The 19,979-nt window shown below is 61.7% G+C and carries 14 protein-coding genes and 3 tRNA genes; 4 read left to right on the top strand and 13 right to left on the bottom strand.

Annotation, left to right across the window (positions count from 1 at the left end; translation table 11 throughout):
• Positions 1–172 precede the first annotated feature (172 nt).
• Entirely contained in the window at positions 173–1,987 is a 1,815-nt protein-coding gene (gene glmS, locus Q0X23_RS06970; RefSeq protein ID WP_297859631.1) for a glutamine--fructose-6-phosphate transaminase (isomerizing), read from the top strand.
• 80 nt (positions 1,988–2,067) lie between these two features.
• A complete protein-coding gene (locus Q0X23_RS06965; protein WP_297859630.1) occupies positions 2,068–2,880 on the top strand; it encodes a DUF72 domain-containing protein in 813 nt (270 codons plus the stop codon).
• Between the two features lie 5 nt (positions 2,881–2,885).
• Here Q0X23_RS06965 and Q0X23_RS06960 read toward each other — a convergent pair whose 3' ends face one another.
• The 4 genes from Q0X23_RS06960 to Q0X23_RS06945 form a co-directional block, all read right to left on the bottom strand.
• Complete coding sequence (locus Q0X23_RS06960; RefSeq protein ID WP_297859629.1) at positions 2,886–4,064, bottom strand: MFS transporter; 1,179 nt, start codon at positions 4,062–4,064, stop codon at positions 2,886–2,888.
• A 754-nt stretch (positions 4,065–4,818) separates the two neighbouring features.
• A tRNA-Ser gene (locus Q0X23_RS06955) sits at positions 4,819–4,913 on the bottom strand.
• Positions 4,914–5,004: 91 nt separating this feature from the next.
• A tRNA-Ser gene (locus Q0X23_RS06950) sits at positions 5,005–5,094 on the bottom strand.
• An 84-nt stretch (positions 5,095–5,178) separates the two neighbouring features.
• Positions 5,179–6,396: an MFS transporter gene (locus Q0X23_RS06945; RefSeq protein WP_297859628.1), complete on the bottom strand. Its 1,218-nt coding sequence runs from the start codon at positions 6,394–6,396 to the stop codon at positions 5,179–5,181.
• A gap of 97 nt (positions 6,397–6,493) precedes the next feature.
• Here Q0X23_RS06945 and Q0X23_RS06940 point away from each other — a divergent pair, with 97 nt between their 5' ends.
• Positions 6,494–7,180, top strand: a complete 687-nt coding sequence (locus Q0X23_RS06940; protein ID WP_297859627.1) for a hypothetical protein — start codon at positions 6,494–6,496, stop codon at positions 7,178–7,180.
• 97 nt (positions 7,181–7,277) lie between these two features.
• On the opposite strand, the gene Q0X23_RS06935 is transcribed toward Q0X23_RS06940, so the two are convergent.
• Positions 7,278–7,354, bottom strand: a tRNA-Arg gene (locus Q0X23_RS06935).
• Positions 7,355–7,743: 389 nt separating this feature from the next.
• Positions 7,744–8,748, bottom strand: a complete 1,005-nt coding sequence (locus Q0X23_RS06930) for a tagatose 1,6-diphosphate aldolase (protein ID WP_119339849.1) — start codon at positions 8,746–8,748, stop codon at positions 7,744–7,746.
• Between the two features lie 126 nt (positions 8,749–8,874).
• On the opposite strand from Q0X23_RS06930, the gene Q0X23_RS06925 reads away from it, so the two are divergent.
• The gene (locus tag Q0X23_RS06925; RefSeq protein ID WP_297859626.1) at positions 8,875–9,795 is read left to right on the top strand and encodes a carbohydrate kinase; all 921 of its coding nucleotides are present in this window, start codon (positions 8,875–8,877) and stop codon (positions 9,793–9,795) included.
• Here the strand turns inward: Q0X23_RS06925 and Q0X23_RS06920 are convergent.
• The 7 genes from Q0X23_RS06920 to Q0X23_RS06890 form a co-directional block, all read right to left on the bottom strand.
• Entirely contained in the window at positions 9,743–10,618 is an 876-nt protein-coding gene (locus Q0X23_RS06920; protein ID WP_297859625.1) for a PKD domain-containing protein, read from the bottom strand. The genes Q0X23_RS06925 and Q0X23_RS06920 overlap by 53 nt on opposite strands.
• Positions 10,619–10,650: 32 nt before the next feature.
• Positions 10,651–10,863 (bottom strand): hypothetical protein, encoded by a 213-nt coding sequence (locus Q0X23_RS06915; RefSeq protein WP_297859624.1) that lies wholly within the window; start codon positions 10,861–10,863, stop codon positions 10,651–10,653.
• Between the two features lie 131 nt (positions 10,864–10,994).
• A complete protein-coding gene (locus Q0X23_RS06910; protein WP_297859623.1) occupies positions 10,995–13,520 on the bottom strand; it encodes a C1 family peptidase in 2,526 nt (841 codons plus the stop codon).
• 324 nt (positions 13,521–13,844) lie between these two features.
• Positions 13,845–15,182, bottom strand: a complete 1,338-nt coding sequence (locus Q0X23_RS06905; RefSeq protein ID WP_297859622.1) for a hypothetical protein — start codon at positions 15,180–15,182, stop codon at positions 13,845–13,847.
• A 32-nt stretch (positions 15,183–15,214) separates the two neighbouring features.
• Positions 15,215–17,902 (bottom strand): BTAD domain-containing putative transcriptional regulator, encoded by a 2,688-nt coding sequence (locus tag Q0X23_RS06900; protein ID WP_297859621.1) that lies wholly within the window; start codon positions 17,900–17,902, stop codon positions 15,215–15,217.
• 205 nt (positions 17,903–18,107) lie between these two features.
• Positions 18,108–18,512, bottom strand: a complete 405-nt coding sequence (locus Q0X23_RS06895; protein ID WP_297859620.1) for a cupin domain-containing protein — start codon at positions 18,510–18,512, stop codon at positions 18,108–18,110.
• A gap of 331 nt (positions 18,513–18,843) precedes the next feature.
• Positions 18,844–19,890 (bottom strand): NADH:flavin oxidoreductase/NADH oxidase, encoded by a 1,047-nt coding sequence (locus tag Q0X23_RS06890; protein WP_297859619.1) that lies wholly within the window; start codon positions 19,888–19,890, stop codon positions 18,844–18,846.
• Between the last annotated feature and the right edge of the window lie 89 nt (positions 19,891–19,979).

Here is a 19,979-nt window from a genome sequence, read left to right as displayed (position 1 = left end):
CATTTGTAGAGCGCAAGTCATCAGCTAGCTGTAGAGCTGGCTGGAGGCCTACCGAATGGGTGGGCAAGGTAACGTCGGTTTGGTGCAAAAACGGGTGGGTTGGCCCTTTGGTTGTTCTATGGTTGATACAGGGTTGACTCGAGGCAAACGACCAAGATTGTGAGGTTGAAACATGTGCGGGATCGTGGGATATGTGGGTTTTAGAGATGCGTCGGAGGTGATTCTAGACGGGCTGAAGCGCCTGGAGTACCGGGGCTACGACTCGGCGGGAATTGCGGTCAAGGTCAATGGGCATCTGGAGGTGGTCAAGAAAGCGGGCAAGCTCAAGGTGCTGGCCGATAGCCTGAAGGAGCACCGCCTGAGCGGGCAGTTTGGGGTGGGACACACCCGCTGGGCCACCCATGGGGCCCCCACCGACCCCAACGCCCACCCTCATATGACCGAGAAGGGCGAGATTGCCGTGATTCACAACGGCATCATCGAAAACTACCTGCCCCTCAAAGAGGGCCTGATTGCGCGGGGCCACACCTTCAGCTCCGAGACCGACTCGGAAGTGCTGGCCCACTTGATTGAAGAAAAATACCAGGGGAGCCTGACCGAAGCGGTGCGACTGGCCCTCTCCGAGGCCTACGGGGCCTATGCCCTGGTGGTAGCCCACCAGAACCACGAAGAGATTGTGGTAGCCCGCACCGTGAGCCCGCTGGTAATTGGGCTGGGCGAGGGGGAGAACTTCGTGGCCTCGGACGTCCCGGCCCTCCTGCCCTATACCCGCCGGGTGATTTTTCTACACGACGGCGATATGGCGGTGGTGCGCCGCGAGGGGGTACAGGTCACCGACCTGGCCGGCAACCCAGTAGAGCGGGAAGTGGTGACGGTGGAGTGGAGCCTCGAGGCCGCCGAGAAAGGCGGACACCCCCACTACATGCTCAAAGAAATCTACGAGCAGCCCCGGGTGCTGGAAAACACGCTGGGGGGCCGCCTCTACGAAGAGGAAGCCGGGGTGGAGCTGGGCCTCAGCCTCGAGCCCACCCGCTACGACAAGGTGCACATCGTGGCCTGCGGCACAGCCTATTACGCGGCCTGGGTGGGGAAGTATCTGCTGGAGGCTTTGGCCCGGGTACCGGTAGAGATTGACGTGGCCTCCGAGTACCGCTACCGCGACCCAGTGGTGGACGACAAAACCCTGGCCATCTGCATCAGCCAGTCGGGCGAGACCATCGATACCCTCGAGGCCATTCGCGAGGCGGGGCGCAAGGGAGCCGGCACCCTGGGGGTCATCAACGCCAAGGGCAGCAGCATAACCCGCGAGGTAGACGACACCCTCTACATTCACGCAGGGCCGGAAATTGGGGTGGCTTCCACCAAAGCCTACATCGCCATGCTGGCCGCCATGGCCATGCTGGCGGTGTGGATGGGCCGGGCCAGGGGCACCCTAGACGAAACGGCGGCGCGGGAACTCCTGCGCGAGATGCGCAAGCTGCCCCGGCTGGTAGAAGAAACCCTGGAGCAACGCCCCCACATTGCCCATATTGCCGAGAAGTACCACCAGGCCCAGGACTATCTGTTCCTGGGGCGGCACATCCAGGCCCCCACCGCCTACGAAGGGGCCCTCAAGCTCAAAGAAATCAGCTACATCCACGCCGAGGCCTACCCCGCCGGCGAGATGAAACACGGCCCCATCGCCCTGATTGACGAGCGCCTGCCGGTGGTGGTGCTCGCCACCCAGAGCCCCTTCTACGAAAAAACTGTCTCCAACATCCAGGAGGTGCGGGCCCGGGGTGGGCGGGTGATCGCAGTGGCCAGCGAGGGTGATACCGAGGTACAGAAGTTTGCCCAGGACGTGATTTACGTGCCCAGAACCCACCCCCTGCTGGCCCCGGTAGTAAGCGTGGTACCGCTGCAACTCCTGGCCTACGAGACCGCCGTATTCCTGGGCCGCGACGTGGATCAGCCGCGGAACCTGGCCAAGAGCGTGACGGTCGAGTAGCTCTTCCCCTACTGCCAACGCGCTGCCTTCGGGTGGCGCGTTTTTGTTCGGACAATTGGGCTTGTGCCACAATGGAAAGCGTGGAAATCTATCTGGGCACCGGCGGCTATACCAACGAGGACTGGGTGGGCCTCTTGTACCCCCCCGAGGCCAAAAAAGACGAGTGGCTCTCCATCTATGCGCGAACCTTCAACGCCGTGGAGCTGAACTCCTCTTTTTACAACATTCCGGGCCTCAAAGCCTTTGCTGGCATGCTCGAGCGCAGCCAGGGGCGGGTGCACTGGGCGATCAAAATTCACCAGCGCATGACCCATGAGCGCAACGCTAGCGAAGACGACTACCGGCGGCTTTTTGAGTCGGTGGCTCCATTGCGCGAGGCAGGGGTGCTGGGGCCCTTTCTGGCCCAGTTTCCCCAAAGCTTTCACCGCACCCCCGAAAACCGCAGGTATTTTGCCGCACTGGCCCAGCGTTTTGCCGACCACGTCCTGGCCCCTGGCGGCCTGGCAGTGGAGTTTCGTCACACTTCCTGGGATAACGAGGAGGTCCGCGAGGCTTTCCACAGGGCGGGGTTGATTTGGGTTAGCACCGATTATCCTCCCCTGCCCGGTCTGCCCAAGAACGAGCTACACCTCACCGGCGAGACTGCGTACATCCGGCTTTCGGGACGCAACAAGGAAAAGTGGCACGAGGGCAAGGATCAGTCCGAGCGACATGACTATCGCTACAGCGAAGAGGAACTGCACTACTGGGTGCAAGCGCTGCTGGCGGCGCTCGAGCACCACACCCTGACGCAGGTCTGGTTCATTTTCAACAACACCACCAAAGGCCACGCCCTGGCGAACCTGGAAATGCTCAAGAAGCTCCTGGAAGAAGCCGGGCTGCAACCCGGATAAAGCCACTACCGAGCGCTTGCCAGCTGCGGCCTGCTAAGGAAAAACACCAGCGCCAACCCGATCAGAAGGGCCGAAAACACATAGGGATAGGCCGGGGAAAGCCCGTACAACGAGGTACCCACCACCGGCCCCAGCATCCGGCCCAGGGCCTGCGCCGCACTGGACAGGCCTGCTACTGCACCTTGTTCATCGTCGGAGACCGCCAGCGACTGAGCCGCCGTGAGGCCAGGGCTGGTCATGGAACCCAAACCCAGCAGCATCAGCGAAGCGGTGAGCCAAGCAAAGCTAGAGGCAAACATCAGGCCCAGGTAGCCCAGCAACAACAGGGGCATCCCCAGCATCAGCAGCTTTCGCGGCGGCCACTTGACAGCCCGCACCCAGACCCCCTGCACCAGCACCCCCACCACCCCAAAAACCACCAGGGCTATACCTACAGCCTGGGCAGTCTGGGCAGGGCTCAGCAAAAGACGATCCTGATACAAAAAAGCTACTGTCTGCTCCATGGCGATGGAGGCCAGGTTGATGCTCAAGCCTATTAATAGCAAAGGCAGGATACGGGGGTCGGCCCAGGAGAGCTGGGGCGGGCTTTGGGGGCGGGCCTCAGCCTTGCGCGACTCCGGCAAGACCACCCACACAAACAACGCATTCAGCAGGGCCAGGCTGGCCGAAAAAACCACCGGCGCCAGCAAGCCAAAATGAGCCAGCCCCGCCCCAATGGCGGGGCCAAAAATCACCCCCAAACCAAAAGCGGCCCCCAGAATGGCGAAGCTCTGGGTACGCCCTTCACGGGGGGTAATATCGGCCAGGTAGGCCTGCGCAGTGGGCAAGGTAGCTGAAGAAAAAGCACCCCCCAAAAGCCGGGAAAATAGCATAGCCGCAAAAAGACCCCACCCCAGAAGCACTTTCTGGTAGCCCAGCCAGGCAAAAAAAGCAAATAAAAAAAAGCTGACTGCAAAACCCACAATGCCCATCAACAGGATGGGCTTGCGCCCCAGCACCTCGCTGCGACGCCCCCAGTAGGCGGCCAGGACGAACTGCATCAGGGCGTAGCCGGTGGAAAACAATCCAACCTGCACCTCGCTCAAGCCCAGCTCGCGAGCAAGCGGCCCCAGGATGGGGAACAACACCGAAAGGCCCAAAATGCTATTGAACAGGGTGAGAAACAACAACGAAAGCGGTGTCACCGCCCAATAGTTTACCGCATGCGAAAAGCCCTGGGCCTTTCCTGGTTGAGCCGGTCAGGGCAACCGCAAGGCCAGAAAACCACAAGGCACACTCCCCTCTCCGCTTGTGGGGGAGGGTTAGGGTGGGGGGTAGTGAGCAAAGCGAATGCCTTTTTATCTTGGATTTTTGCCCTACGCAAGTCAAGCAGCGAGGCTCGGACGCCCTCACCTCCGCCCTCTCCCCTCGAGGGAGATGGTGCTTAAGGCAACTTGCGGTTGCCCTATTGAACCGGTGATACCGGGTTTTACACCTTACACAAAAGGGGATGAAACGTTATAGCTCTGCAACAATTTGCGTTTATGCGTTTAAACTCTGTGAATAAGCTGTGGATAAATCTGTGGATAACCTGTGGATAACTCTGCAGCGGTTTGCATACTTTTGGAGGGTTCTGGTAATACCAGATTCGGTTAGTTCGTCACCCTTTGGTGACGAACTAACCCGACCGAAGTTATCCGCGTAGCGGAGGGCGATACCGCCCCTTGGAAGGGAGTGCTCTAGGATTCAAAAAGACAGCCTCTGGTGTTTTTGGTTTTGTAAACTGTCTTTTTGAATCCGGTATAAGCCGCAGGGAATGGGCTGTCCTGATCGTGGTACCCACCCGCCACAGCAAAATCTTCTATACGACTATTCGTGGGAGGCCGCTCTGAAAAAAACACCCACCAGGATTTTCGATATAGCAAAAAGGCCAGAGAAGCTATTCCCTGGCCTTTACTCTGGCGGAGGAGGGGGGATTCGAACCCCCGATAGGGACTTTCGTTCCCTATAACGGTTTAGCAAACCGCCGCCTTCAGCCACTCGGCCACCCCTCCAGTTGGGTTGTTGGGTTTGGGGGCACGTCCCCAAAAACCGCAAACGATACTTTAGCACAAAACCGGGCATTTGAAACACCAAGACCGGTATTGGCGGAGGGAGAGGGATTCGAACCCCCGGTAGGCTCGCGCCTACAACGGTTTTCAAGACCGCCGCTTTCAACCACTCAGCCATCCCTCCACACGCCACAAGCTGGATGTACGCCTTCCTCTAGGCCAAAGCGCTCTACCAATATGGGATCGAGCGCTGGGCTTGTCAAGCAAGCTAGCGCACCGAGCGAATCTGGCGCACCAGAAGGGTACCCAGCACAAAACACACGGCGGCAATCAAGAACAGCACCGTATAGCCCGAGCCCGCGCTCTGGCGATTGAAAGTATCGAGCATGGCCCCAAAACCGCCCGCCAGCACCTGTGGCAGCACAATCGAGGTTTGCCAGATACCCATATCGGTGGCATGGGCCTTTGGATTGGGCAACACGTCCGAGACCAGCGCCCAGTCCACCGCCAGATAGGCCCCGTACAGAAACCCAAACACCACTGCCAGCACTATCAGCACATCGTAGCGCGGCAGCAACAGGATGGGCAGCATCAAGGCCGCCAGCCCCACCCCCGCCACGTAGATGATGGGCTTACGGCCTTGTTGGTCGGATATGCGCCCCGCAGGCACCGCCGAAATAGCGGCCCCAATGGAAATGAGCAGACCCAGCAACGCTACCGCCTGGAAGGCTTCAGTGGCCAGGGTCTGGCCGAAAGCCTGGAAGGTTTGCACCACATCGGCCAGGTAGTACTGAAGGTAGGTCTGTACCGTGTATTGCGCCAGCATGACCAGGAAGCGGGTGAACCAGACCCAGCGGAAATCGGCGTTGCGCCAGGGGGCCACCATGCTCTCCCAAAGCCCTCGCCTTTGTGGCTGCAACCCCGGCACCTCCCGAATCAGGCTCAGGATCATCCCGGCGGCCAGCAAGTTGACCAGGGCGATCAGGAGGAACTGCCACTGTAGGTTGGCCAGCAAAAAGCCCACCGCCCCCGCCACCACCTGGCCCCCTACCTGGAGGGTTCCAAGCCACCCCGAAGCCACCCCGCGTTCCCGGCGGGCCGTAAGGTCGGGAATGAGCGCCGAGTAGGGGCCGGTGGCCATATCGTCGGCGAGCTGGAGCAGCAAATAGGCCACCACCAGTTGCCAGTAGCTGCCCGCATAGGCCATCCAGACCAGCGAACCTGCCGTCAGGATGGCCCCTAGGGCCAGAAAGGGCATCCGACGCCCTACCCGGTCGGAGATGTAACCCCAGATGGGCGGCCCAATAATGGCCATTACCGCACCCAGGGCAAACAAGAACCCCAGCCGGGTGGCCCGCTCGGGTTCGGGCACCAGCTCGGCCACCCGGGCCGGCAGCAGCACCAACAGAATCAGAAACCATTTGAAGCTACTCGCAAACCAATAGGAGGAGAGCACTAAGTACCAGGGGTTGGTGTGGGCGCGCATTTGACCCAGTATACGGGTAGCACAAATGCAGTTTATCTGCGTTCAGCCGGTCGGAACCCCGGGCAACCCAACAATGGGAGTGTGCGGGAGGAAACACATGCGTGAAGCAACCCTGGTGATTGCCGAGCAAGACCTGATTTGGGAAAAGGATAAAACCCACCTGGCCCATGACGACCAGGGCCGGATGTACCGTGCGAAGCGGCTACCGCAGCCTCAGATTCAGGGCGAGGTATTGCGCTCCATTCTGGCGCGCGGGGTGGGGCTTGGCAGCCCTCGAGTCTGGGTGCTGGTAGACGAGCGGTTCGAGCCCGTCGGTATCATCACCCCCGTCTTGGAACTGGATAGGTTGGTAGACCTCAAGCATCCTGAGCTTCTACTGGCCATGTCTGTGAAAGGTGCTTTGCTCGATGAGGATTTGCTGGATTCCGAAAAAATGCTGCAAAACCTCGCCCTTGACCCCGCAGGCAAACTCTGGGTGCTGGACTACTCCAAATCTGAGGCTAGGTGGGTTTCCTCTTGGTACGAAGGCGACCCCAACATCCTGGTGAGCCTGTTTACCCTCAGCGTTCATAGTCATTTTATTCCCGAACAGTTACCCCAGGTTCTAAAGTCTTGGGAGCGGGCCGCTCACGCAGGCCTGGACGCCTTTGATGGCCCAGGGCTGCGCATGCTGGGGGATGTACGGTTGCTCAACCAGAGCTTAGCCAAAGTTTCAACTGAGATGCTCAAGGCTTTCACCGAACAGCCCGAGCAGACCTTGGGGACACCTCGAGGCCTTGCTTGAAGCGGCTATCCCAGGAGGGCCTGACCTCACTACCACACAAGCTTGAAAAAACAACCTTGAGGAAAAAAGTAATCCGGGGCGTATTCCCCGGATAAACTGGCGGGCGCGGCAGGATTCGAACCCACGACCTACTGATCCGTAGTCAGTCGCTCTATCCAACTGAGCTACGCGCCCTAAAAGGGCATTGGTGTACACCACCAAATGCGTCCTGTAGGGTAGCACAGCCACCCAAATGCTGTCAATCGAAGATGGAAGTCTTCTCGGTTATCCGATGCGATTGACATTTCATAAATTAGGTTCGGCTGATTCGTTACCGAACGGAAAAGAGTCAACCCGACCAAAATTATCCGCGTAGCGGAGGGCGTAAGCCCCTTGGAAGTTATCCGCGTAGCGGAGGGCGTAAGCCCCCTGGAAGGCAGACGCTTTCTTCGCCGACCGTTCGGGAGGGGTGTGCTCTAGGATTCAAAAAGATAGCCTCTGGGGATCTTTGGTTTGGATGATTATCTTTTTGAATCCGGTATAAAAAATGGCTCCCAATTGGGAGCCATTTTTGGTTTGGAGCGCTAGCCTCTGGCCGCTTCCAGGCTGCCGTAGTGCGTCCACCAGGGCTTGGCGCCTTTGGCCAGCACTTCGTTGAGCATCTGGATATTCTTCACGCCCTGGTCGGCAAGCCAGTCTTCCAGGGCCGCCAGCCCTTGCTTGGCATAAACCGGAATCCCATCCTGCCAGGTAGCCCGCCCACACAACACCCCGCTGAAGGGCACCCCCGCTTCGGCGGCCATCTCGAGCGACTCGCGGAAGACTGCATCGCTCACCCCTGCCGAGAGGTAGATAAAAGGCTTGCCGGCAGCGCTGGCGGTGTCCTTGAGGAACTGCAGGGCCTGGGCCCGGGTGTAGGCTTCCTCGCCCTTGAAGCCCAGGGTGCCGCTGGTGTAGGCGATGTTGAAGGGCAACTCGACCTTGAGCACGTCCACGCCATAGCGGTCTTTGGAGAACTCCTCCATGTACATGGCCACATAGCGGGGCTTGGCTTTGGCCAGCTCGAGGCCCTCGCCCAGCTGGTCGTTGTAGGCGATGGGCTCGAGGAAAAACGGCATCTCCAGGGCCGCGCACTCGGCCCCTACCCGCTCGATGAAGGCGTGCTTAATGGTGTTGATTTTGGGGTCGTCTTCGGGGTTGTAGTAGAGCAGAATCTTGACCGCATCGCCGCCCGCTTCCTGAATGCGCCGCACGCTCAGGTCGGGCAGCAGGTCGGGCAGGCGGCCTGAAGTGCTGGTGTCGTAGCCCGACTTTTCATAGGCCAGCAGAACGCCAGTGCGGGGGGCTTTATGCTTTAGAGCGGGCAGGCCATACTCAGTATCAATCAAAATCGCCGAAGCATAGGGGGTAAGGATTTTGACCACGGCGGTTTTGAACTCGGTGAGTTCGGCATCGCTCACCTCCGCCCCTCTGGCCTTGGCAATGGCCTTGCGCAAGGAGCCGCGCTGATCCATTGCGGCAGCCGCAATTACGCCATGGTCGTCGGCACAAGCCTGAATCCGATCAAACTTTCCTTTGCTCAGTCCCATAGTTATCTCCATCCTCAAGTCTACCCTAAAGGCCGCTACAAACCCGCCTGGCGGATGGGCTTACAGGACGCAAAAGTCAAGGATAAACTGCTCCCATAGTCGTGCCCTGTCATCCCAGGAGGAAACATGCTGATTGTCGCCGGAGAAGCTCTGATAGACATGACCCCCACTGCCCACAACGGCGCTACTGCTTACGTCCCGCATCCCGGTGGTTCCCCGTACAACGTAGCCATGGGAGCAGGCCGCCTGGGCACGCCCACAGCCTTTCTGGGGCGAATATCGCGCGATGCCTTTGGGCAGTTGCTCCGGCGCCACCTGGCCGAGAGCAAGGTAAGCCTGGAATATGTCAAGGAGGGCCAGGAGCTTACCACCCTGGCCCTGGTAACCCCTTCCGAGTCGGGCGAGTTTTTTGCGTTCTACTGCGAAAACACCGCCGACCGCTTGCTCTACCCCGAAGACCTGCCCACCACCCTCCCCCCCCAGGCGGCCCTGCACTTTGGCTCCTACTCGCTGGTACTGGAGCCCGGGGCCTCGAGCCTCGAGCGCCTGATGCAACGCGAGGCCCGGCGGCGGCTGATCACCCTTGACCCCAACGTACGGCCTTTTCTAATTCCAAACCGCGAGGACTACCTCAAGCGGCTTTCGGGCTGGCTCGAGCAGGTCGATCTGGTCAAGGTCAGCCAGGCCGACCTCGAGTGGCTCTATCCGGGCGAGCGGCTGGAAAGCGTTGCCCAGGCGTGGCAGAAACAGGGCCCGGTATGGGTCATCGTGACCCGTGGGGGCCAGGGGGCTTTTGCCGTTCGCGACCAGGAAATTGTTCGAGTCCAGGCTCCCCAGGTTCAGGTGGTGGACACGGTGGGCGCCGGGGATGCCTTCATGTCCGGCACCCTGAGCTGGCTGTGGCAGAGTGGGGTCTGGGCCAGGGCCGCACTGGAATCGCTGAACGGCGAACAAATTACAGCCTTGATGAACTTTGCCGCCGGTGTGGCAGCTATCACCTGTACCCGCGCCGGGGCCAACCCTCCGTGGCGCGAAGAGCTGGAATAATGCCCTGTTCGCCAGTCGGCCCCACCCCCGCGAACCGGCCGGGGAAGGCCTCGGGGCTGGCCCCCACGTCCACCGGCGAAAGGCTGACCTGCACAGCCCCGCTGACCAGTTTCCCACCGGAGTCCACCAGGGCATTGGCCGGAAGGGTGATCTTCGCGCCTTGTTTCCCGGTCAGGCTCCCACCTTTGGCCGCATCCGCCAGGGTTTGGGCGGATTCTCGAGGCATCAAGCGGGCCTCGAGATAGCCCGACTCGGCGGCGGCGGGCAGCTCGAGCACCTTGAACTGGTCGGCGAAACCGGTCTTGGAAAACTTTAGCGTGACCGGAACCCCCATCCCCACGCCCGGCACGCTGGCCCTGCCGCTGGCATCGGTGGTAGCGTTGCCACCGCCCGCCGCGCTTACCGAAACGCCGGAAAGGGCGTTGCCCGAGGGGTCGGTCACCAAGGCCAGGGCACTGACGGTTTTGGAGGGGGCCGGGCCGGGGGTGACGGTGACGGTTTTCTCGGTGCTGTTCGTTCCGCCTCTGCCATCGCCCACGGTGAGCCTGACCTTGAAGGTTCCGGCCTCGGTGAAGATGTGCGCGATTTTGGCCGCCCCGCCCCGCACCCCGTCGCCGAACTCCCAGCTAAAGGAGAGCGGCTCGCCGTCGGGGTCGGAGGAGGCCGAGCCGTCGAAAGCCAAGGGGATTCCGGCCTGTACGGTCGGGTTTGCGGTGAAGGAAGCTACCGGGGGTTTGTTCGTACCGGGGTTACCCCCTCCGCCACACGCCGCCAGAATGCAGAACAGTAAAGCCAAAGCTGTCCAGCGCAGCGTTCGAATCATAAGGGTTCCTCCTGCCAAGACGCACTACCGCTTTAGCGCAATTTTCCTTTGGGCTTTGGGTTTTCCAGGCTCGCCAGGTGCCGGGCCAGCTCGAGCGGGCTGTCAAACTCGTAGCGCTCGAGTTCCCCCTGGGGGAGGCCCGGCTGGAGGGCCAGCAGCTTGAGGGTGGCGTGCCAGGAATACGCCGCCGACTCGGGCCGAATGCGCAACTCGAAACAGACTTCCTTGGGAATGGGTTCACTCATGCACGGCCTCCTGGGGAAAGGGTAGAAAATCGGGCGTTGCAGAAGCGTTGCTAGCCTTCATCCCTACCCTTCCCCATGAAAAATTGCCTCAAGATGCTTTCTCCGTACCAGCGGCGCTCAGCGAGTAGGCATCAGGGCACAAATCCGAACGAGATATTCACCTTGTCGGTGCCGGTCAGACCTTCGGCGTCGGTCACCGAAACCGAGACCTCGGCTTGCTTGACGCCATTGTCGTTATAGCCCATCTCCGATGGGTTGAAACATGGATAAGGCAGGCCCCGGATGGTGCAGGTCTTGGGGGTGATGGTCTTGGTCTGGCTGCCGACTTTAATCCGCCACACCACCGTGTACATATCGCCAGGCTTTTCGCCGGGGTCGTCCTTGCTGTAGGAGAGGCGGATGTTGGTGTTAGCGCTGCCATAGTACTTGTCGTCAATGGGGTTGGTGATGTTGATAATCGGCGGCCCAGCCGGCGGCTTGGGCGTCACATTGACCGAGACCGTTGCGGTGCCCTTCGCGCCGTAGAGGTCGGTGGCAGTGAGGGTGATGGTGCGGCTTCCGGTAGTGGTGAAGGTGTGGTTAAAGTCGCAGCCGCTGCCCAGATTGTCCGCCGCGTTGCTGCTCTTCCAGCTCAGTCGGTCGCAGCTCAGCTCAACCGGGAATGCACCGTCGCCGTCGAGGCCTTCCCCCTGGAAGTTGACCACGGTGCTGCCCGCGTAGATGGTGGCGCTAGGCAGGGGGGTGAGGATTTTGGCGGTGGGGGCCTGGTTGATTCCGGTCACGGTGATGCTGGCGGGCTCGCTCCTGAAGCCCAGTGAATCCTCGGCCACGGCGGTGATGACGCGGGTACCGGGGCTGGTGAAGTGCTTGGTGATCTGTGCGCCGCTGCCCAGGTCGCCGTCCAGACTAGACGACCAGCGGATGATTAGGTTGCCGCCGTTGGGGTCGGTGGCGGTGGCCTTGTAGGTGGTGTCCTGGGCGAAGGGAAAGCTGCTCCCGTTCGAGGGCGCGGCGATCTGCACGGCGGGGGGCTTGTTGGTGAAGATGCTCGAGAGGCTGCCCGCGGTGTAGTAGGTGATGTTCTTGAAGAACTGGTTGGCCCAGTTGACCGGAATATAGACGTAGCCCCCGTCGCCCCAGCAGTCGCTCCAGGAGTTCTTGATTACGAAGTAGCCACCGCCCTCGCCGATCGGGGCGTTGGGGAACTTAGCCTGGATCTTGGCGTTGGAGAGGTAACCCACCAGGTGCACCGCATGACCACCGCGCAGATCGTCGTCGGCGTAGCTGGTGAGGAAGCCCTCGGCGTTGGGGGAGAAACCGTTCTCGAACACCTCGAGGGCCACCACCATGGGGTGTCCCAGCGTGAGCAGGGCGCGCACGGTGTTCACCGGGATATCACCGCTAAAGATGCCGTTTGACCACAAAAGGTGCGACTCGGAGATGCGGTAGCCATCCTGGCCAGGGTTGGGCGGGATGGAGCCGCAGTAGGACACGTTGTCCACGGTGGTGCATACGAACTTGCCCTGGTGGGTGGTGTTGGAGCAGCGCTCGTCGTAGTCGGTGCAGCTCTTGGTGTAGTACTCGTCGTCCTCGTGATCCACACGGCTGTAGGAGGGGTTGTAGTTCCATTGGCTTTCGAAGGGGAGCAGGTAGCCGGAGTCGTGGAACTCCTCGGCGGCGTCGGCGGTGTTGGTGCCGTCGCCGTAGTTGTCGGGATCCCAGACCGACTTGATGCGGTTGTAGAGGTACTGCTCAGACAGGTTAACCCACCTGGCATTGCGGATGGCGACCTGGGTCTCGAGGGCCGACGCAAGGGCGAACGAGACGCAGGAGCCCCGGTTACCCTGGTTCTTGATACTGGTGGTGAAGTATTTCTGTGCCCAGTGCAGCCGCTCGTAGACCCCGCCGGAGACCGGCCCGCAACCGTTGCCGGTGCGGTCGGAGCCTTCGCCTGACTCGACCTCGGCGTTGGCGTTGGCCGGGTAGGTGGGAGGCATGTAGGGGTCGGCCTGGGCGCTCACGCCCGGGCGTGAGAAGCCCCGTTGCTCGGCCTGGAGTTCAATCTGCTCGATGTTGCTGGCCAGCTTGTTCTCGGCCTGTTTGAGCGCTGTCATGATCTGTTCATAGCTTTGGTTCTGCAGGTCTTGGGGGGCGGGCAGCCCGCTCCGCAGGCTTTCGGAAAGGCTCTCGTAGAGGCTCTTGTAGACGCCCAACTGGTTGCTCTTGTCGAGGTAGCGCTGCCGCCCGCTGACCAGCTCACGGTAGGTCTCGCGCTTGCCCTGGGTGAGCACCTTGAGCATCTTGCCACTGCGGGTAGGCACGCTGATCAGGTACTGCCCACCAAAGTTTTCCTTTAGTCCGGGGAGCGGGTTCTTGAGAAAGCGGGCCAGTCGAGGGTCGGCCAGGCCCTCGAGCAGCACCTTGTCGGCCTGGAACTGGGCGTCGGTCTTTTGCTTGCGCATTGCCTGTGCTGAGGCCGACTCCCAGCGGAAGTTGGGGTCTTTGCTAAGGTTGCCGAACTCCTCCGGCGAGATGTTTTCCGCCCCTTCGGGTGGCGCCTTCCCGAATGCGTTCTCGGGCTTGAAAATGTCCGAGTCGCCGCCCCCACCGGGGTTCCCGCCGCCGCACGACGCCAGCAGCGCCAGCAGCACTGTCATACCCATTGACTTCTTCCAATTCATTCCCCTCACCTCCGGGGATGAGGGTAGAAAAAAAGGTGTTTCTCGAGCGTTTCTAGATGGCCCCGAATCGGGCGGTTACGCTGTACGGCACACGAACTCACAAAACCGCCGCTCACCCCGCACGCCCTAGTCCGATTTTGGGCAAGGGGTTTGGTGCGGAAAAGCCCCCCCAACATGCGCCGAGGTCTTCAGCAATTTCGTGAACAGGTGACCACAACGCAGCGCCCCCTTCGCGAAGATGGGCACGATACAAGGCTCGTTATTTACAAGATCAACTCAGGACTCGCCAATGTCGGGGGTCTACGGCCCCGTGCAGAGTTCGCTCACCGCGCCCTTCTGCTGCACCTGTCCGCTCACGACCCAGTCCTCGAGGTGCCGATCCACCAATCCTAGCGAGTTGACCGCCAGCTTGGAGACGCCCGTCCCGCCGCCGCACTTGAGCCAGCCCGCCAAGTCCAGAGCGCTGAACACGCTCACCGTGGGCGCCGAGAACGAGGTACCCAGGTAGTAGACTTTTTTGCCGTTCAGCAGCAAGGGCGGCGGGTTGAGCACCAGCGAGGCCGCCGTGTGCATGATCTCGCCCTGGTTGAACAACTTGTCGTTGCGCACCCTGCCGTCGGGGCCGCTCGAGGCCGTCGAGCCGGTCACATTGACTACGTTCTTCCAGTTGGCTGGGTACATCGAATACTTCAGGCTGAAGTTGCCCGAGGCCGCCACGTAGACGTGCCGGGCGGCTCCGTAGGCGGTGTTGTTGATGAGACCCAGCAGGGGGTCGTTGGGCAGGTTGGTGCTCTCCACTATTGCTGCCACCAGCGCGTCGTAGTCCACCGTGTTGAGCGTGGCCAGGGCCTGCATGTACCCCTCGAAGGTCTGCACGCCCGAGTTCTGCGCGTCCCACTGCTCGAAGTCGCTTTTTACGCCGCAGGGCATGAGGGCGAAGCTCAGGTTGACCACGGCGGTCTGGTTTTTGAGGGCCAGGAACTGGAGGTAGGTCTTGATCTTGTCGGCAATCACTGCGCTGCTGCTCAGGCCGGTGTCTATGGCTTTGACGGTGAATCGGCTGTTGGTGCTGGCCTCTTTGTACACCCACTCGCCGGAGTTGTAGGAGACAAAGCTGTAGCGCCCGGTGCCCAGGAGCACGTCCCTGGCATGTCGCGCCACCAAGGCCCCGTGCGAGAGTGCGCCGGTCTGCTGGAGGTTCTGGATGGTCGGCTGGTCGAGGGTGGTCTGGGTGAACAGCGCGTTGCCCACATTAAAGACGCCGTTTTTGAAGTCGTCCGCGATCAGAATTACCATGCTGCGCTTAAGCGTGGCCCCGGTAAAGAAGCCGCTTTGCAGCCCGGCCCCGACCTTTCCGGCGCTGACGGAGCTGGTCACGGGCGCGTAGCTCAGGCCGCCTACCGCGTCCGAGACCCAGTAGCCTTGCCCTGGCATACTGAACTCGTTGACAGCGCAGTTGACCCGATCGTTAGGGTCGGGCACGTAGAGCTGGGGCATGGTCAGTCCACGCAGGTTGCTAAGGACGATGGCCTGCGCCCGCACCTTGCCGTCCGCGTCCGCCGCGTCGGAGGGCCTAACCTGCCCGCACCCTGCCACCAGTAAGGCCGTGAATACCAGACTCAGAACTTGTTCCCGCATGGCATCCTCCCGTTCAAGCTGTTAAGAGCAATCTAGTTAAGGCGGTGTTTCTCGAGCGTTTCTCGAGCCTCCAGGCTGTACCCCTCACTCGCCAGGAAGTTCATTATCCGCACCACATCGTTTTGGGCGTGATTGCGTTCAAACAGTTCCAGTGCTTTCTTCATGTGGTCGAGAACCTGAGTACGTTGCCCAGCCCGGTGGTACATGTCTGCGGCTTGCGAATGGGCGTAGGCTACCCACAGGTCGTTCGCGCAGCTTTGGGCCAGCTCGAGCGCTTGCTGGCAAGCCGATAGGCCCGCCTCGAAAGCGCCGGTCAAGTCCTCGGATTCGGCCAGGTTGAGGAGGGTGAAAAACCGCCTGTGTTGAACTTCTTTCGGGCTCAGGGTCGAACTATTTTCCAGCCGCTCGAGGGCCGCCAATGACTCTTTTAGCAGTGCATTCGCTTTCCGGTGATCGCCCCGAATCCCCGCCACGTAGCCGTGCTTTTCCAGCACCGCGCACAGCGTCAGGTCATCCCCGCTGCTACGGGCGATCTCGTAGGCTCGAGCGAAATAATCTTCGGCCTCCGGCCTGTTCTGACGGCCTTTGATCTGTCCGATGGCGGCCAGGAAAGCCGCCTGCCGTGCGGTGTTGCCGACCTCCCGAGCCACCTCCATCGCCCCCCTGTAGTGGTCTGCCGCGCCGTCCAGATCGCCCAGGAACTTCTGGTGGTAGTCGCCTAGTTTGCCCAGCAGGTGGTGGGCGAGTTCGGGGGCAACGGTCTCGGCGGTAGCTGCGGCTGTTCTGAGCAGCTCCACCGAGTGGATTGAGTGCCCTCGAGCCGTAAAATACGCCCCGTCCACCGTGAGCAGGTACAGGTAGCGCACCAGCCTCTCGCCCTTGGCGGCCTGGGCCGCCGCCAGCAGGTTGGAGATGTCGGCCTCGAGCAAATCGTAGTGGGTTTTGTGGGCCTCGAGGTACTCGAGCGCGGCCCGCGCAAGGCTGCTGGGGCGTTGCAGTCGGTTGGCCTTGGCGTAGCTGTGGGCCAGGTCGTGCAGGCGGTAGCTCACAGCGTCGCTGCCCGGTCGGCTGACCCGCTCGGCCAGCCCGCGCTGACTCAGGGCGTAGAGGGCTTCCTCGGTGGCCTCCGGCTCGCGGCGCATGCACCGGGCCAGAAAGCCCGCCGTGGTGCGCGGGGTGGGCAGAATCCCGAAGCTCAGGAAGGCCTCGTACTCGGGGTCGGAGAGGGCCTCGAGGCTCAAGCCCAGCAGCGCCGCCACGCTCTCGCGGCCTTCGTCCCGGAACTCGCCGGGGGTCTTGAGGTCGTGGGGGGCGTCCTTGATGCGCTCCTTGAGGGCACTGGGGGCCTCGCCGCTCTGGCGCAGGGCCAGGCCCGCTAGCCGCAGGGCGAAAGGGTGGTTGCCCAGCAGTTCGCACAAAGCTTCGGGTTCGCTCGAGTCGGCCCAGATCTCTTCGGCATAGGCGCTGAGGAGGTGCAGGGCATCGGGGCGCTCGAGGCGGTCTACGTAGAGCCGGGCGAGCTGCGGGTAGCGCTCGCGGGCGGTGACCAACAGGGGCAGCCCGGCGGGCAGGGCCTCGAGCAGCTTTTGCAGGCTATAGCCGTTCCACACGTCGTCCAGCACCAGCAGGCCGGGCTGCTGCTCCTTGAGCAGGCTATGGACGAAGCTGGCCTTGTGCTCGGCCTTGAGCAGGCCCTGCTGGGCGTCGTAGGGGTAGGCCAGGGCCTCGAAGATCGCCTCGGGGCCCTGGGTGCCCGCGTGCAGCCACAGGACGGGCTTTCCGGTTTGGCGCAGGAAGTCTCGAGCCAGCGTCGCCGCCAGCGCGGTCTTGCCCATCCCGCCGAAGCCCTGAAGCAAGACCCGCTCTCTGCGCTCGAGTTTTCTCAAACCCTCGTCAAGCAACCTCTCGCGCCCGTAAAGATGGGCGGGCACCTCAGGCACGGCCTCGGCGCTGGTTAGCAAGAGCGCCCGCTTGGCGTCGGCACTGCCACCCTGGCGGATGGTGCTCAGCAGGCTGAGGGTCTCGGAGCGGGGCTCCACGCCCAACTCTTTTCGCAGCGTGGCTTGCAGTTGCTCGAACTGCTCGAGGGCCGCCTCGCGGTCGCCGAGCAGGTAAAAGAGCCGCATCACCTCGCGGTGATGGCGCTCTTGCAGGTTGTCGTCGGCCAGTAGCCGCAGATGGATGTCCAGGGCCTTGCGCCACTCGCCACGGGTCTCCAGCACCTCGGCCTGGTAGAGCATGGCCTTCTGCCACTGGCGGTTGAGGTGCTCGCGCTTGGCCCCCAGCCAGTCGTGGAAGCCCTCGGCGTCCTCGATCTCGAAGCCCTCGAGCAGGTGCCCCCGGTAGGCCTCGAGTGCGGCCTCGTGTTGCCCGGCCTCGAGGGCTGCCTCAAGGCGCTGCACGTCGCTCTGCCAGGCTCCACTCAGACTCAGGACTTCGCCGGAGGCCTCAAGATACCTGGCCAGTTCGGGGTTTTTGCTCTTTACCCGGTGGAGCCCCAGCCGCAGGTTGCGGCGCGCTCCCTCCTCGTCCAGGTCGCTCCACAACAAGCTCACCAGCTTGCCGCGCGAGGTCGGCCCCTCGAGGGCTAGATACGCGATCACCCCCATGAATTTCCTGACCGACAGCGCTATCGGCTGCCCTCCCAGACAGAGGCCCGGCACACCCAGTAACACAAGCTCCAAGCGTGCCTCGGCCGGGTTACCGGTGGCCTTGCCCATGCGGAACCAGCCTATACGGGCAGGCGTTATATCGGCGTTATGCCGGGAACTCGGGGCGAGTTCTCAGTTCAACGCTGCGCAGGACGCGCGATATTTTTCCGACGAAAGTGCCCCTATGAACAGTGGCCGAACTCTTGCTCGAGCCTTCCTGGTCGTCGAAGCCGGGGTCGGAATCAATCCAGATACCAGACACGTCTGGCCATAATCAAAGCCGGTACTGCTCCTCGGAGACGTGTTCCAGCCAGTCCGTGCTAACCCCATCCACCGCTGCCTGAATCGCCAGATGGGTCATGGCATGGGCCGCGCTGGCCCCGTGCCAGTGCTTCTCGTCCGGGGCAAAGTAGATGGTGTCACCGGCTTTCATCTCCCGCACCGGCTCACCCCAGCGCTGGAACCAGCCAATTCCGGCCTCGACGTGCAATACCTGCCCTTTGGGGTGGGTGTGCCAGGCGGTGCGAGCCCCTGGCGCAAACATCACCCGTAACACATGCAGGTGCATGGGCGCTGGAGTGACCACCAGCTCGCTCAAATAAACCGTTCCGGTAAACCATTCAGGCTTGCCCTGCCGGGTGGGGGCCTGGGGCACAAAGGCTTTCCATGGGTTTTCCATAGCTCAATTTACCGCCGATGGTCTATAGTCCATAGCCGATAGCGATAAGCAAGGAAGCAAAACGAATCTGTTGTGGTGGAGTTATTGCGAGGTTTTTGAGCTCGTGTACGAAATAAATCCAGTACAGGCTCGAGCTGGCCTTTGGCCTGCAACTCGAGACCTACGACCCGCGAGAGAGCACTGGCATTTTTGCAACCGACTACCAAGTTCGTTCCAGCAAACACCCTCATCGCGTTTCCCGACATTTGCGCTACACGCGGTGCAGCGTAAATTACCCCACACCCCATAGCATCCAAAGGATGCTGTGGGGGGTATTCGTGGAAGGCCGCGCTCAGAAAGCCCGCTCGTACTGCACCGGCCAGACCTTAGCGCCCAGGGCTTGCGCGGCGCGATAGGGCCAGTAGGGCTCTCGGAGCAAGGCCCGGCCCAGGAGAATCAGGTCGGCCTGGTTGGCCTGAAGAACGGCCTCGGCTTGTAAGGGCTCGGTCAGGAGGCCCACCGCGCCTGTGGATAAGCCTGTGGACAACCGAACCTGGGCCGCAAAGGGCACCTGGTAGCCAGGCCCCACCGGAATTTTTACGCCCGGAATGGCCCCTCCCGAAGAACAGTCCAGCAAATCCACACCGCGTTTTTGCAGTTCCTTTGCAAACGCCACCGTGTCGGTGATGTCCCAGCCCCCCTCTACCCAGTCGCTGGCCGAGACCCGCACCAAAAGCGGCAACTCCTCCGGCCAGGCCTGCCGCACCGTCTGCACCACTTCCAGGGGGAAGCGCAAGCGGTTTTCGCGGCTGCCCCCGTAGCGGTCGCTGCGGCGGTTGGTGAGGGGTGACAGAAAAGAGTGCAGCAGATAGCCGTGAGCCATGTGAAGTTCCAGCACCTCAAAACCTGCTGCCAGGGCCCGCCGGGCCCCCTGCTGGAAGGCCTGGCGTACCTCCTCCAGGCCCACTTCGTCCAGTGCCTGCGGCACCGGCCAGCCTTCATGGAAGGCCAGGGGGCTGGGGGCTACCGGTGTCCAACGGTGCAGGGGTTGGCCGCCCTGCCAGGGGCTGGCCGTACCGGCCTTGCGCCCGGCATGGGCAATCTGGATACCCGGTACCGCTCCCGCCTCCCTGATGCGCCCGGTAAGCTTTTTTAGCCCCGGCACGTGTGCGTCCGACCAGATGCCCAGGTCATCCGGGCTGATCACCCCCCGGGCCTCCACCGCCGTGGCCTCCACCATAACAAGCCCCACCCCGCCCACCGCTCGGGTGGGGTAGTGCAGCAGATGCCACTCGGTGACGTGCCCTTCCCGGGCCGAGTACTGGCACATGGGCGACATGGTGATGCGGTTTTTTAGGGTAACCGAACGCAGCTTCAGGGAGCTAAAGAGCAAGCTCATAGCGCGGATTCTACGGCCTGGAGCCAGCCAATTTGTGGAACTGCATACATAACGTTTTTTCTCCACCAAGCCCGTGTTACGATAGACTA

Source organism: Meiothermus sp. (genome assembly GCF_026004115.1).
Taxonomy (GTDB): domain Bacteria; phylum Deinococcota; class Deinococci; order Deinococcales; family Thermaceae; genus Meiothermus.
Note: the sequence above shows the minus strand (reverse complement) of the source record. Positions and strands in the feature narration are given on the sequence as shown.

Coding starts and splice junctions, on each gene's coding strand:
- Q0X23_RS06910 (WP_297859623.1), bottom strand. CDS start 13,520: ATGACAGTGCTGCTGGCGCTGCTGGCGTCGTGCGGCGGCGGGAACCCC.
- Q0X23_RS06890 (WP_297859619.1), bottom strand. CDS start 19,890: ATGAGCTTGCTCTTTAGCTCCCTGAAGCTGCGTTCGGTTACCCTAAAA.
- Q0X23_RS06925 (WP_297859626.1), top strand. CDS start 8,875: ATGCTGATTGTCGCCGGAGAAGCTCTGATAGACATGACCCCCACTGCC.
- Q0X23_RS06920 (WP_297859625.1), bottom strand. CDS start 10,618: ATGATTCGAACGCTGCGCTGGACAGCTTTGGCTTTACTGTTCTGCATT.
- Q0X23_RS06940 (WP_297859627.1), top strand. CDS start 6,494: ATGCGTGAAGCAACCCTGGTGATTGCCGAGCAAGACCTGATTTGGGAA.
- glmS (WP_297859631.1), top strand. CDS start 173: ATGTGCGGGATCGTGGGATATGTGGGTTTTAGAGATGCGTCGGAGGTG.
- Q0X23_RS06895 (WP_297859620.1), bottom strand. CDS start 18,512: ATGGAAAACCCATGGAAAGCCTTTGTGCCCCAGGCCCCCACCCGGCAG.
- Q0X23_RS06905 (WP_297859622.1), bottom strand. CDS start 15,182: ATGCGGGAACAAGTTCTGAGTCTGGTATTCACGGCCTTACTGGTGGCA.
- Q0X23_RS06930 (WP_119339849.1), bottom strand. CDS start 8,748: ATGGGACTGAGCAAAGGAAAGTTTGATCGGATTCAGGCTTGTGCCGAC.
- Q0X23_RS06915 (WP_297859624.1), bottom strand. CDS start 10,863: ATGAGTGAACCCATTCCCAAGGAAGTCTGTTTCGAGTTGCGCATTCGG.
- Q0X23_RS06900 (WP_297859621.1), bottom strand. CDS start 17,902: ATGGGCAAGGCCACCGGTAACCCGGCCGAGGCACGCTTGGAGCTTGTG.
- Q0X23_RS06945 (WP_297859628.1), bottom strand. CDS start 6,396: ATGCGCGCCCACACCAACCCCTGGTACTTAGTGCTCTCCTCCTATTGG.